Origin of the sequence: Aquabacterium sp., assembly GCF_014378415.1 — a bacterium.
GTDB lineage: Bacteria > Pseudomonadota > Gammaproteobacteria > Burkholderiales > Burkholderiaceae_C > Aquabacterium.
This window is the reverse complement of record NZ_JACMNS010000028.1, coordinates 1-14,453: the sequence shown is the minus strand read 5'-3', so window position 1 is coordinate 14,453 and position 14,453 is coordinate 1. Positions and strand designations below refer to the sequence as shown.

At 63.9% G+C, this 14,453-nt stretch carries 8 protein-coding genes; 5 read left to right on the top strand and 3 right to left on the bottom strand.

Annotated elements, in window-relative coordinates; genetic code table 11:
• Nucleotides 1-502: 502 nt before the first annotated feature.
• Complete coding sequence (locus H7225_RS03270; RefSeq protein ID WP_290659358.1) at nt 503-2,815, bottom strand: NADP-dependent malic enzyme; 2,313 nt, start codon at nt 2,813-2,815, stop codon at nt 503-505.
• A 171-nt stretch (nt 2,816-2,986) separates the two neighbouring features.
• Here H7225_RS03270 and H7225_RS03265 point away from each other — a divergent pair, with 171 nt between their 5' ends.
• On the top strand, nt 2,987-5,374 hold the full coding sequence (locus H7225_RS03265; RefSeq protein ID WP_290659357.1) for an EAL domain-containing protein: 2,388 nt from the start codon (nt 2,987-2,989) through the stop codon (nt 5,372-5,374).
• A 122-nt stretch (nt 5,375-5,496) separates the two neighbouring features.
• Nucleotides 5,497-6,306 carry a polysaccharide export protein EpsE gene (epsE, locus tag H7225_RS03260; protein WP_290659356.1) on the top strand — a complete coding sequence of 270 codons (810 nt, stop codon included), beginning with the start codon at nt 5,497-5,499 and terminating at the stop codon, nt 6,304-6,306.
• Here epsE and H7225_RS03255 read toward each other — a convergent pair whose 3' ends face one another.
• On the bottom strand, nt 6,307-7,572 hold the full coding sequence (locus H7225_RS03255) for an RsmB/NOP family class I SAM-dependent RNA methyltransferase (protein ID WP_290659355.1): 1,266 nt from the start codon (nt 7,570-7,572) through the stop codon (nt 6,307-6,309).
• Nucleotides 7,573-7,696: 124 nt separating this feature from the next.
• On the opposite strand from H7225_RS03255, the gene H7225_RS03250 reads away from it, so the two are divergent.
• The 3 genes from H7225_RS03250 to H7225_RS03240 all read left to right on the top strand — a co-directional run bounded on the left by H7225_RS03250 (nt 7,697) and on the right by H7225_RS03240 (nt 12,874).
• Nucleotides 7,697-8,737 (top strand): DUF2804 domain-containing protein, encoded by a 1,041-nt coding sequence (locus H7225_RS03250; protein WP_290659354.1) that lies wholly within the window; start codon nt 7,697-7,699, stop codon nt 8,735-8,737.
• A 140-nt stretch (nt 8,738-8,877) separates the two neighbouring features.
• Complete coding sequence (locus tag H7225_RS03245) at nt 8,878-10,368, top strand: NAD(P)/FAD-dependent oxidoreductase (RefSeq protein WP_290659353.1); 1,491 nt, start codon at nt 8,878-8,880, stop codon at nt 10,366-10,368.
• A 250-nt stretch (nt 10,369-10,618) separates the two neighbouring features.
• Complete coding sequence (locus H7225_RS03240; RefSeq protein ID WP_290659352.1) at nt 10,619-12,874, top strand: PAS domain S-box protein; 2,256 nt, start codon at nt 10,619-10,621, stop codon at nt 12,872-12,874.
• Nucleotides 12,875-12,901: 27 nt separating this feature from the next.
• Here the strand turns inward: H7225_RS03240 and H7225_RS03235 are convergent.
• Nucleotides 12,902-14,453: diguanylate cyclase (locus H7225_RS03235; protein ID WP_290659351.1), on the bottom strand; the 1,552-nt coding region annotated here is incomplete at its 5' end.

Below are 14,453 nucleotides of genomic sequence, written 5' to 3'. Positions count from 1 at the left end.
TTGCGGCGGACTGCGCTCGGTGCTCGGCCACGGCGGGCGGCTGCGGAACTCGCGCTGCGCGCTCAAACAGTCCTCGCCGACCCCTCCCTGTGCGAGGGGCAACCCGCCGTGGCCTGCGCGCCTCGTCGCCCCCGAAGTCGCCCCGCCCGCCTCCGACTCATCCCTGATTCGCCCCGCTGGTGGCGTGGCACGAATTGCAACCGTGGCATGCCACCAGCGGGGCGAAAAAGGGCTGGGGCGGTCTCCGGCAGGGCGCCTGCTTGGTGCTGAGAAGCACAGTGCCGAGGTGGGCGTGCGCAGCACGCATCAACATCTGACTGGCCGTGGTTGTTTGAACGAAGCGGATGCAATCCGCGCAGTGAGTTCCACGGCCCCACCTTGGCACGAGCATCGCAAGGGAGTCCCGCTAACAGCGGGACCACCAAGCTGAAGCCCTGCCGGAGACCGCCCCAGCCCGCGCCCCGCGCTCCCCGCCAAGACAAAGCGATCGTCAAACGCTACATCAGCGCCCCGCGCTAGCCGCCGCACCATGCGCGACCGCCAGCGCCGTCATGTTCACGATGCGCCGCACCGTGGCCGACGGGGTCAGGATGTGCACCGGCGCCGCCGCGCCCAGCAGGATCGGCCCCACCGTCACGCCTTGCCCCCCCGTCATCTTCAACACATTGAAAAGGATGTTGGCCGCGTCCAAGTTGGGCAGAATCAGGATGTTGGCGGCGCCTTGCAAGGTGGATTCGGGCAGCAGCTTGCTGCGCACGCTTTCGCTCAAAGCCGCGTCGCCCTGCATCTCGCCATCGGCCGGGATGTGCGGCATGCGGGCCACGAACAAGTCACGCGCCAGCCGCATCTTGCGGGCCGAAGGCCGCGTGCTGGAGCCGAACATCGAGTGCGACAAAAAGGCTACGCGCGGTGGCAGACCAAAGCGCTGCACCTCTTCCACCGCCAGCACGGCAATGTCCGCCAGTTGCTCAGCGGTCGGCTCTTCATTGACGAAGGTGTCGGCGATGAACAGTGAATGCTGCTCCAGGATCAGCGCGTTCAACGCCGCCAATCCGTGGGCGCCGGGGCGCAGGCCAATCACTTCGCGGACCTGCTCAAGGTGCAGGTCGTAGCGGCCGATCACACCGCAGATCATCCCGTCGGCATCGCCCAGCTTCACCATCATCGTGGCGATCAGCGAGTTGGATCGGCGCACCACCACTTTGGCCAGCTCAGGCGTGATGCCATCGCGGGCGCGCAGTGCGTGATAGGCCGCGTAATACTGGCGGAAGCGTTCGTCCTTGCCGGGGTTCACCACCTCGCAGTTGACACCCGCTTTCAGGCGCAGGCCAGCGCGCAGCACGCGCTCTTCGATCACCTCGGGGCGGCCCACCAGGATGGGGTGCGCGATGCCTTCATCAATGGCGACCTGGGCGGCGCGCAGCACGCGCTCGTCCTCGCCTTCGGCAAAGGCGATGCGCTTTGGCGCGGCCTTGGCGGCCATGAACACCGGTCGCATGAACAGGCCAGTGTTGCTGACGAACTGCGACAACGAATCGCGGTAAGCGACCAGATCGGTGATGGGCCGCATGGCCACGCCCGACGCGGCCGCCGCTTCAGCCACAGCCGGCGCGATGCGCAGAATCAGGCGCGAGTCAAAAGGTGTCGGGATCAGGTAGTCGGACCCGAAGCGCATCTCGCGGCCCGGGTAGGCGGCGGCCACCTCGTCGCTGGTCTCTGACTTGGCCAGATCGGCGATCTGGCGCACGCAGGCCAGCTTCATTTCATCCGTGATCTTGGTGGCTCCGCAATCCAGCGCGCCCCGGAAAATGTACGGAAAGCACAAGACGTTGTTGACCTGGTTGGGGTAGTCCGAACGGCCCGTGGCGATGATGCAATCGGGGCGCGCGGCCTTGGCAATCTCGGGCCGGATCTCGGGCTCGGGGTTGGCCAGCGCCAGGATGATGGGCTGGCGCGCCATGGTCTTGACCATCTCGGCCGAGACCACACCGGCCGCCGAGCAGCCCAGGAACACGTCGGCGCCATCCATCACGTCGGCCAGGGTGCGGGCATTGGTGGGCTGCGCATAACGGCGCTTGGATTCGTCCAGCTTGTCGCTGCGCTCGGTGTGGATCACGCCCTTGGAGTCGCACACGAACACGTTGGCGCGGTTCACGCCCAGGCCCACCATCAGGTCCAGGCAGGCAATGGCGGCGGCACCGGCGCCCGACACGGCAATCTTCACCTCACCGATCTTCTTGCCGACCAGCTCCAGCCCGTTCAACAGCGCGGCGCTGGAGATGATGGCCGTGCCATGCTGGTCGTCGTGGAAGATGGGGATGTTCATGCGCTCCTTGAGCTTTCGCTCGATGTAGAAGCACTCGGGCGCCTTGATGTCTTCCAGGTTGATGCCGCCCAGCGTGGGCTCCAGCGCCGCGATGATGTCGACCAACTTGTCCGGATCGCGCTCAGCCAGTTCGATGTCGAACACATCGATGCCGGCGAACTTCTTGAACAGGCAACCCTTGCCCTCCATCACCGGTTTGCTGGCCAGCGGGCCGATGTCGCCCAGGCCCAGCACGGCGGTGCCATTGGTGATCACGCCGACCAGGTTGCCGCGCGAGGTGTAGTCAAATGCCAGGCTCGGGTCCTTCTGGATCGCCAGGCAGGGGTAAGCCACACCGGGCGAATACGCCAGCGACAAGTCGCGCTGGTTGGTCAGCGGTTTGGTGGGCGTGACGGCGATCTTGCCCCGCGAAGGCAGGCGGTGGTATTCCAGCGCAGCATCGCTCAGGGATTGTTCGGCGTCAGACAGGGAGGGCTTCGAGTCGCTCATGGCAGCAGGCATTCAGGGCACGGCAGGGGCACTGATGGTAAGCCAAATGCCCCCAAAACGACCCCAAACGCCCTCGCGCGCTCAAGTTGGGCGCCCAAAGGCCGATGTCCCGTGGAAGTTGTCCATGACTTGCCCATGACCGAGTTTTCCGTCCCATTGAAGGCAAAACCGATGCCACAGCCACCACCGCCGCCGCCGCCGAGCGACTGGCGACAGCGCCTGACGACCTTGTGGCGCGAAGCGTCCGCCAGCGAGCACGTGGATGGCCACAATGCCCGGCACTTCCGGGCGCGCCAGATCCTGGCCGTCGTGGGCCTGCTGCCCATGGTGTTCATGGGCAACCTCGTCGGCACGGTCACCATTGCGGCCACCTTCTGGGGGCAGATGCCTTCTTGGTCGCTGTGTCTGTGGGTGGTGCTCGCCGTGCTGAGCCTGGTGCTGCTGGACCGGGGCATGCGCGGGCTGTTGACGGGCACGGCCAAGCCCGTGGCCACCAGACGTGACTTGCACATCGTGAGCTCGAGCGTCGCGACCTTCGCCGTCATCTGGGCCGCCATTCCGGTCATGATATTTCCGACCACCGACCACCTGGGGCAGTTGCTGATCTCGTCGGTCCTGGTGGGCATGATGTGCGGTGGGGGTCTGATCCTCAGCTCCATCCCCATCGCGGCCTGCGCCTATGTGTTGGTGATGGCTGGCGCCACGGCCATGGCCTTGCAGCGTTCCATCTACGTCAACAATGTCTCGATCCTGGGCTTGCTGGGCATCTGGGCGGTGACCGTCATGGGCGTCACCATGGCCAATGCGCGCATGTTCTTCAGCCGCTTGCGGACCGAGGCCGAGGCCGATCGTCAGCGGCAACTGATCGACCTCTTGCTGCGCGATTTTGAAGAGCACGCCAGCGACTGGCTTTGGGAGATCTCGCACACCGGGCATTTCCGCCACGTGTCCGCGCGCCTGGCGCAGTCTTTTGGCCTGTCGGCCCATCAGTTGCTCAAGCACTCGTTCACCGACCTGGTGTCCACCATGCTGCCCGCCGAATCAACCGAGGCGGCGGCCGCCTTTGATCAGCTGCAATCCCACTTGCGCCTGGGCCGCCCTTTCCGCGATCTGGAGTTGCCCGTGCAGGTTGATGGCGAATTGCGCTGGTGGTCATTGATGGCCAAACCACTGTTTGACGATCGGGGGCGTGCCGCTGGCTGGCGCGGCGTGGGCGCCGATGTGACGCAGGGGCGCATTGCGCGTGACGAAATGGCGCGCCTGGCCAATGTCGATGCCCTGACCGGCTTGGCCAACCGCCATTGCTTCAGCCTGGAGTTGGCGCGGGTGTGCGCCAGCGTGGAGACCTCGCAGCGCGGCTGTGCCTTGTTGTTCGTGGACCTGGACAACTTCAAGGGCATCAACGATTCACTGGGCCACGCCCTGGGCGACCAACTGTTGCGCAGTGTGGCCGCGCGCATCAAGGCCTGCGTGGCACCGGGCGATCTGCTGGCGCGCCTGGGCGGCGACGAGTTCGCTTTGCTGAGTTGGCAGGCCGGTGATGAAGCCTCGGCGGCCGAGCTGGGCGATCGCCTGCTGGCGGCCTTGGCCACCCCTTGTCAGCTGGAAGATGTCCGCGTGGAAGTGCGTGCCAGCATTGGCATGGCGCTGGCGCCGCGCGATGGCATCAGCCCCCAAACCTTGCTGCAAAGTGCCGACCTGGCCCTGTACGCGGCCAAGGCCGGCGGGCGCAACACGCACCGCTTCTTCGTGCCTGTCATGGGCGAAAGCGCGCGGGCGCGTGCGCGCCTGCAGCAAGAAATGGGCGTGGCGCTGGCCGATGAGCAATTTGCCGTTCACTACCAGCCGCAGGTCAGCACCCGCACCGGGCAGGTGGTGGGTTTTGAGGCCCTGGTGCGCTGGCAGCACCAGGAGCGCGGCCTGATCGGCCCCAATGAATTCATCCCCGTGGCCGAAGAAACCGGCCAGATCGTGCCCCTGGGCACCTGGGTGCTGCGCCAGGCCTGCAAAGTGGCCATGCAGTGGCCGGGCTCGATCCGCGTGGCCGTCAACCTGTCGGCGGTGCAGTTCCGCAGCCACTCGGTGGTGGACATCGTGGAGCAGGCACTGGCCGACAGCGGTTTGCCCCCAGAGCGCCTGGAGCTGGAGATCACCGAATCGGCCCTGATCGATGACCACGAGGGCGCGCAAGCCACCCTGGCCGCTTTGCGCAGCCGGGGCATCCGCGTGGCCCTGGACGACTTTGGCACCGGCTATTCATCGCTGGCGTATTTGCGCCGCTTTCCGATGGACCAGCTCAAGATCGACGGCATGTTCGTGCGCTCGCTGGACAGCGATCCCGACGCCCAGGCTGTGGTGACCGCCATCATCAGCCTGGCCAAGGCCTTGCGCCTGGAAACCACCGCCGAAGGCGTGGAGCTGCCCGAGCAGATGGTGATGTTGCGCGCGCTGGGTTGCGATCAGGTGCAGGGTTTCTGGATGGCCCGGCCGATGCCCGCCAACGAGATTGCGGCATTTCTGGCCCGCATGGAACCAGCCCGCGAAAACGGACTCTATTGAGCTGTTGTGCACAGCCCTGAGGCGCTTTGGGGGTTACCCAGAGGTGTCAAGGGCAGGTGATACATTGACACGTTCGCAGGGCGTCTGCCCTATAAATTTACCTGACCAGAGGATTTTTCAACATGAAGTGGATGCGTCTCATCGCTCAATGGCTGCTGTCGGTGACCTTGATGGCCGCCGGCCATGCTCACGCCGCATCGCAAGGCGACTATGTGCTGGGTGCCGGAGACATCATCCGCATCACGGTGTTCCAGAACGTGGACCTGACGCTGGATGCACGCGTCTCTGAAGCTGGCACCATCTCTTACCCATTGCTGGGCACGGTCAAGCTGGGCGGCCTGTCGGTATCGGATGCTGAAAAGAAAATCGCCGATGGCCTCAAGAGCGGCAACTTCCTCAAGCAGCCTCAGGTCAGCATCCTGCTGACCGCGGTCAAGAGCAACCAGGTGTCGGTGCTGGGCCAGGTTAACCGCCCCAGTCGCTATCCCCTGGAGTCGGGTTCCAACCGGGTGAGCGACTTGCTGGCCCAGGCTGGCGGCATTGTCGCTGGCGCTGGTTCGGACATCGTGGTCGTGTCTGGCAAGCGCAATGGCAAGCCCTTCCGCAAGGAAATCGACTTCCCGCTGGTGTTTGCGGCCTCGGGCACGGCTGAAGATTTCGCGCTAGAGAACAACGACGCCATCTGGGTGGACCGTGCCCCCGTGGTCTACATCTATGGCGAAGTGCTGCGTGGCGGCGCCATGCGCCTTGAACGCGACATGACCTTGCTGCAGGCCCTGGCCTCGGTGGGCGGTTTGACACAACGTGGCACGGCCAAGGGCATCAGGGTTCACCGCCGTGACACCGCTGGCGCCGTGCAGATCCTGGAGCCAGGCATGAATGACAAGCTCCGGGCCAATGACGTGATCTACGTCAAAGAAAGCTTGTTCTGATCAAGCCTTCCTTTCCCACGCCACGGCGAAGAAGCCGTCGGTGTGGTGCCGGTGGGGCCACAACCTGAGGTGGCCCGCCGGGGTTGTCAGCGATTCGGCCTGCACAACCCCACCTTGCTCCAGCAACTGGCGCGCGTCCAGCTGCACAAACTCCGGGTGTTCCGCCGTGAAGGCATCGGCCACGACTTCGTTTTCGGCGGGCATCAGGCTGCACGTGGCATAGACCAGTCGGCCGCCGGGTTTCAGCAAACGCGCCGCGCTGTGCAAAATGGCCTTTTGCTTGATCTGCAGCTCTTCAACACCCTTGGGGCTTTGGCGCCATTTCAAGTCGGGATTGCGGCGCAGCGTGCCCAGGCCCGTGCACGGTGCATCCACCAGCACGCGGTCGATCTTGCCCGACAGGCGTTTGATGCGGTCATCGCGCTCGTGCGCGATCTGCGTGGGGTACACATTGGACAGCCCGCTGCGCGCCAGCCGTGGCTTGAGCGCTTCCAGGCGGTGGCCGGAGATGTCAAAGGCATAAAGGCGACCGGTGTTGCGCATCATGGCGCCCAAGGCCAGCGTCTTGCCGCCGGCGCCGGCGCAAAAGTCCACGATCATCTCGCCGCGCTTGGCGCCGGTGATCAGGGCCAGCAGCTGGCTGCCTTCGTCCTGCACCTCGACGTGGCCGCCGGTGTACAAATCCATTTTTTGCAGGGCGGGCTTGCCTTCGATGCGGATGCCCCACGGTGAAAACGGGGTTTCGGTGGCCGGGATTTCGGCGGCGGCCAAGGCTTCGAGCACGGCTTCGCGCTTGGATTTGATCGGGTTGACGCGCAGGTCCAGCGGCGCGCCGGCCGACATGGTTTCGACAAAAGCCCAGAAATCTTCCGGGCTGAGCTGCTCGCGCAGGCGGTTGGCCAGCCAGTCGGGCAGGTTGTGGCGCAGCTTGTCGGGCAGGGTGGTGCGGTCGATTTTCTTGATGCGGTCGAGCCAGGCGGCTTCGTCCGGGTTGATGCCCAGTTTCAGCACGTGTTCCTGGCCCTGCCAGGCCAGCAGCGTCAGGCGCCGGTCCATGGGGCCGAAGCCGGACTGGGCCAAATGTTGCCAAAGCAACTTCTGGCGCAGCACAGCGTAGGCCGTCTCGGCCAGGGCGTGGCGTTCGCGCTGGCCCAGGTTTTTATTTTTGCGGAAAAACAGCGATACCAGCACGTCGGCTGGGGCGTCGAGCTTGAGGATGTCACGCAGCAAAGCGCCGGTGAGTTCGAGGAGGGCTTGGGGTTGCATGAGGGGGATTATCCCGCGAGTGGGCCCCGCTTGGGGTAATGGCACGGCAAAGCGGTGATTTGTCACTCTTCCCATTGGAAAACACCGAGTCACCAAGGGCCCAATCAAGCCGAGGCTTCACACCATGAAGCGAGATGACCTGCCCATGTTGCCGCCAGCCCCCTCCCACATCGTGTCCGGTGGCGCGCCGTTGTTCGGTCGCTATGCGGGTCGGATCGACCGCATTGACTGGCAAGCCCTGCAGGGGCCGCACGCGCGTTCCTGGCTGTGGCGTCACTTGCACCACAAGCGTTGGCAGTACGTGGGCATCGGCAATGACGAGGTGTTCGTCGGGGTGGCCATCGTGGACCTGGGGTGGATGTGCTCCGCGTTTGCCTACGCGTTTGACCGTGTGCGCGGCGAGATGGTGGCCAACTGGCGGCAGGACGGTTTGCCGGGCTGGCAGGGTGGCGTGTCTGACGAACCGGTGCAGGGCGCGCGGGCCTGGTTCAAAGGCCCCTTTGCGCGCTTGCGGCTTGAGCATGGCGCCTCAGATGAAGATGGCGAGACTCCGGGGGGTGACGTGCTCGAGTTGAGTGTGCGCACCCCTGCCATGAAGGTGCAGGTGGATTTATCCCTGGCCGGGGCAGCCCCTTTTCTATTGGGCGTGGGCCCGGTGGCGGGCGGTGTCGCGCACGCCACTCAAAAGTCGTCGGCCTTGCCGGTGAGTGGTTGGCTGAATGTGCGGGGGCGGCGCTTTGACCTGTCAAACGCCGTGGCCTGCCTGGACAGCTCCAACGGCTTGCTGGCGCGCGACACCGATTGGCGCTGGGCTTGCGCGCACAGCGCCGAGCTCGGGTTCAACCTGCAGCAAGGCTATTTCGGCGTGAATGAAAACGCGCTTTGGCTGGATGGCCAATTGATTCCCTTGGGTGCCGCCCAGTTCGAGTTCAATCCAAAGCGGCCCATGGCGCCTTGGCATGTCCACACCGACGACGGCCTGCTCGACCTGATGTTCATACCAGAAGGTGCCCGGCAGGAAGACCGCGATGTCTGGATCGCGTCCAGCCACTATGTGCAGCCGGTGGGCACCTTCAACGGCACCGTCAGGGCCTCGCAGGGTGCGCCGGTGCGTCAGGTCTCGGGCTTGTTGGGCGTGACCGAAGATCACCGGTCCAGATGGTGATGGGTGATGGGGCCGGTGGCGTCGGCCAATGACCAAGCACGCAAAGGAAGTGATTTGACAACGCCTCTTGCCAGATGTAGAGTGCGCACATTCGTTATCACATCGCAGTCAGTCCCCAGGGCCTGCACACGGAATTCCAAATGGTTGAACACTTTGACGTCTTGATCGTTGGCGCGGGCTTGTCCGGCATTGGCGGAGCCCGCCACCTGCAGACCCATTGCCCCGACAAAAGCTTTGCCATCCTGGAAGGCCGCGACACCACCGGCGGCACCTGGGATTTGTTCCGCTACCCCGGTATCCGCTCTGATTCCGACATGTACACCCTGGGCTACAACTTCAAGCCCTGGACCGAACCGCAAGTCATCGCTGACGGCGACCGCATCCGCAACTACATCCGCGAAACGGCCCGCGAAAACAAGATGGACGACAAGATCCGTTGCGGCCACAAGGTGCTGTCGGCGGATTGGAGCAGTGAGTCCGCCACCTGGACGCTGACGGTGCTCAAAACCTCGGGCGAGACGGTGCAACTGAGCTGCGGCTGGTTGATGATGTGCTCCGGCTACTACAACTACGAAGAAGCCTTCACGCCCGAGTTCAAGGGCCGCGACGACTTCAAAGGCCAGGTCATCCACCCCCAGTTCTGGCCCGAGAACCTGGACTACACCGGCAAGCGCGTGGTGGTGATCGGCTCCGGCGCCACCGCCATCACCCTGATCCCGTCGATGACGGAAAAGGCCCAGCATGTGACCATGCTGCAGCGCACGCCCAGCTATGTGATCTCGGTGCCGCAGTTCGACCCGATGGTGCGCCTGCTGCTGAAGTTCCTGCCCGAGATGACCGTCTACAAGATGAGCCGGGCGCGCAACAACTTCATCACCCAGTCGATCTACAAGCTGTCACGCAAGTACCCCAACTTCATGCGCAAGGTGCTGCTCAAGCAGGTGAAGGCGCAGGTGGGCAAGGACTTCGACATGAAGCACTTCACGCCGCCTTACAACCCCTGGGACCAGCGCCTGTGTGCCGTGCCCAATGGCGACATGTTCAAGGTGCTGCGCAAGGGCAAGGCTTCGGTGGTGACGGACCACATCGATCGCTTCACCGACCAAGGCATCCTGCTGAAATCGGGCCAGGTACTGGAGGCCGACATCATCGTCACGGCCACGGGCCTGAACATGCGCCTGTTTGGCGGCATGCAGATGAGCGTGGACGGCCAGGCCATCGAGATGAACCAGCACATCTCGTACAAGGGGCTGATGTTCAGTGACATCCCCAACCTGTCCAACACCTTTGGCTACACCAATGCCTCGTGGACGCTGAAGGCCGATCTGATCGCCGAATACGTGTGCCGCCTGCTCAAGCACATGGACAAGACCGGCACCCGCATTGCCGTGCCGGAGCGCAATGACCCGAACGTCAAGCCCATTCCTATGCTGGACATGAGTTCGAACTACGTGGCCCGTGCCGAGCACTACCTGCCCAAGGGCGCCGACCGCGCTCCGTGGAAGCTGTACCAAAACTACAAGCTTGACACCGAGCAGCTGCACAACGGCGAGCTGGAAGATGGCGTGATGGCGTTCCGCAAGCCGCATGCGGCGGGGGCAGCGCCAGCGGCGCCACGCAAGGTGGCTTGAGCGCAAGGTGGGCAAAAGATAGGCCGGTCACCGCTATTGGGTAAGCGCTGAGCGCGGGCGGCGGGCTTCTGAACCCGGGCCGCAAGGCACTTCAACCTTGCCCAGCACCTTCCACAGGGCATAGCCCTCCAAGGCCGTGACCAACTGAACACGCTTTCCAGCGATCTTCAATGCGCCGCATTTCTGATGGACTTTTGCAAGGCCGTGTTTCTGCGTGCCATGATGTGCTCGGCACCATTTCAGGATGAGCATGACCCCTCCGGGCAAACCCCCCAATGAGGCTGCCAGGCTGGCCATGCTCCGGGCTTTGCACCTCCTGGACACGCCTGCAGAGCCTGTATTCGACGCCCTGACGCGCTTGGCAACCAAGTTGCTTCACACACCAGTGGCACTCATTTCGCTGGTCGATGAGTCCAGGCAATGGTTCAAGTCGAACGTCGGGCTGTCGGCCACGGAAACACCGCGTGACGTCGCCTTCTGCGCTCATGCCATCCATGGTGGCGAGCCGTTGGTGGTGGAAGACGCCTGTCAGGATGCTCGCTTCCAGCACAACCCATTGGTGACCGGCCAAAACCCGGTGCGTGCTTATGCCGGTGTACCACTGACGACCTCTGAGGGCCTGGCCTTGGGCACACTGTGCGTCATCGACCACCGGGTTCGCGTCTTCAGCGCCGATGACCTCGAAACCCTTAAAGACCTGGCCATGCTCGCGCGCAATGAGATCCTGCGCCGGGAGGCCGCCTGGCGGGCTCAAGTCCTGGCGGCTGAAGAGGACGCCGACCGCGCTGAAAGCAATGCCTTGTTCCGCGTCATCTTTGAGCAAGCTGCCGTGGGCATTGCCCTGGTCGGGCTGGATGGCCATTGGCTGGAGTTCAACAGCACCTTGTGCCGCATCCTGGGGCGGCCTCCTGAGTCGTTGCACGGCGCGACCTTCCAGGACATCACCCACCCAGACGACCTGTCGCTGGACTTGCAGCACGTCCATGAACTGCTCGAAGGCAAGGCTGATCAGTACGCCATGGAAAAGCGCTACCTGCGCCCCGATGGTGAGGTGGTATGGGCGAATCTGACCGTGGCGCTGGTGCGCCGCCATGGCGTGGCGCGCTACTTCATCTCGGTCATCGACGACATCTCGGACCGCAAGCGCGCCGACAAGGCCATGGAACAACTGCGAGCCGACCTGGAGCGTCGCGTGGTGGAGCGTACCCGGGACCTGCAGCGCAGCAACGATCTGATCAAGGCGGTGCTGCACAACGCACGCAACGCCTTCATCTGCATCGACGAACAAGGCCTGGTGCTGGATTGGAATCCTGAGGCAGAGGCCATCTTTGGTTGGCAACGCAATGAGGTCATGGGGCTCGAATTGGCTCAGCTCATCATTCCTCCGCACCTGCAAGATGCCCATCGCCGGGGAATGCAACACATGCTGCAGACGGGCGATGCGCCGCTCATGGGCCAGCGGCTGGAGCTGCCCGCCGTGCACCGACTGGGACACCACATCCCCTGCGAGGTCACCATCAATGCACTGCCATCCTTGCCGGGCGACCCGAGACGAAGGTACTTTGCCTTTCTGCACGACATCACCTCACGCAAACAGGCCGCGCGCGCCTTGGAAGACAGCGAGCGACGGTTGCATACCATCGCCGACAACCTGCCTGCGCTGATCGCCTATGTGGACACCCAGGAGCGTTACCTTTTTTGCAATCAGACCTTTGACACCTGGCTGGGTGTGGGCAAGCAGCAAGCCATTGGCCGCACGGTGCAGGAGGTGCTGGGGGATGCGCCCTATGGCTTGCGCAAGGCGTCTTTGCAGCAAGCCCTGCGGGGCGAGCCTGCCGAAACAGATGTTGATGTGGGCGAAGGTACATCCCTTCGGCACCTGCACCTGGTCTACCTGCCTGATCGCGGGCCCGACGGCCAGGTGGTTGGCTTCTTCGTCTTTGGCACTGACGTCACCGACGCCCGCCTGGCGCAACGCAACCTGCTCGCGCTGGCCAGCACCGACAGCCTCACCGGCCTGCCCAACCGACGAGCTTTTGAAGACATGCTGGACAAGGCCATTGCCCGGCAGCACCGCTCTGGCCGGCCTTTGGCGCTGGCCTTTCTAGATCTGGATCGGTTCAAATCCATCAACGACACCCATGGCCATGGCATTGGCGATGAAGTGCTGCAAACTTTTGCCTTGCGGCTGACAGCAAGCGTGCGAGCCAGCGATACCGTGGCGCGGCTGGCAGGCGACGAGTTCGTCATCTTGTTGGAGGGGATGAGCCGGGTATCAGAAGTCGATGTGGTGGCCGCCAAGATCCTGAACGCCATTTCTTCCCCGTTCGAGCTCAGCGGTGACCTCATCCTGCACGTGTCGACCAGCATTGGTGTTGCGTACCAGGCTGGGCCAATACAGGGTGCACCGGCCCTGATCGAAACCGCCGATCAGGCCTTGTACGAGGCCAAGGCGGCCGGGCGTAACACGCATCGGGTCACGGTCATCGACGCGCCACGCGTGTGAAGGTTTCAGACTTCTCGCCCAGCACGTTCACGCTGCACCCGCCATCTTGAGCGGAGATGGGGCCGGCCCAGTCAAGGTGGCCACCCGGTTGCGGCCGGCGTGCTTGGCCTGGTAGAGCGCATCGTCGGCCATGGCAAACAGCGTGCGGCGGTTGACGCGTTTTTGCGCCACCACACTGGCTGCGCCCACGCTCACCGTCACTTTGGGGTGGCCAGGTACTTGGGAGAAGCGATGCTCGATGGCGGCATTGCGCACCGCCGCGCAAACGCGCTCGCCCAGTTCTGTGGCCTGCTTGGCGTTGGCGCCCGGCAGCAAAATGCCGAACTCTTCGCCGCCCAGGCGCGCCGTCAGGCCCAAGCCCTCTTGCGCGGTCTGGCTGATGGCCGCGGCCACTTGCTTGAGGCAACGGTCTCCCATCGGGTGGCCGTAGCCATCGTTGAAGAGCTTGAAGAAATCCACGTCGATGATCAACATGGCCAGAGGCTTGCCGCTATACAGGCTATCCAGCCAGAGACGCTGGAAGTCTTCTTCGAACTGCCTTCGATTGCAGATGCCGGTGAGCGGGTCCAGTATCGACATCTCATGCAGGCGCTCGGTAGCGGTCACCAAAGACTGGCGCTGGTAGCGTTCGATGTGCGAGAGCAGCCACTCTTTGCGTGAGCCGTACTCCAGCATGTAGGCCAGGATCAGCGTGTAGCTGGTGTTGTTGACGATCATGAGCATGGTGTCTAAAAACACCAGTTTCTGCAGATCCCCAACGGGGTGCAAGAACAGCGACGCGGCGACACAGGTGATCACCGCCGGCACGCAGGTGAACCAGAAGGGCTGGCGCGCGCCCACGCCAGAGAACATCGGGATCAGCACCAGGCACACCGAACAGGCGATGGCCGTCAAATGCGTGCTCTGAGACAGCAGCCACGCCGAGGCCACCCCAACGATCGACGTGCCCAGGCTGAATATCGCCTCGTGCCACAGGATGGGCACCTTGGCGACATAAGCCACGCCCGACAACAGCAATAAAACTGCGCAGAGTCCGACCATCCAGAGCAAGGTACTGGTCTGGATGTCGGGGAACATCGAGCGGTTGGCCAGCAGGTAAACGTTGTAGATCATCAGGCCCACCACCGACATGAGCGCCAGCTGCTTGCGACGTTGGTCGGCATCGTGCTCACGGTAGGCGGCCTCTTGTTCCGCGGGGAAGCGCAGCTTGATGAATTTGCCCTTGAGGGTGTGCGCAAATCCGGCTTCAGCAGAAGCCGGCAGTGCCACCACGGCGGGCTCGCCAGCCTTGGGCTCGGACGCAGCCTCCTCTTGACGAGCCGCTACGGGCTGCGCTTGCGGCGGGCCGCCAACCGCGTTGTCGGCACAGGCGCGGTCACGCCCACCTTCCTTGGCGCCATAGAGCGCGCGGTCGGCCATGGCCACGAGAGATTGTGCGCCACCGCCTTGCGCCGGCCAGGCCAGCGCCGCGCCCACGCTCACCGTGACATGCCCAGATACCGTGGACGCCTTGTGCTCGATGTGCGCGGCGCGAACGCCTTCGCACAAGGCCGCTGCGACGGCCATGGCTTCGTCGAGC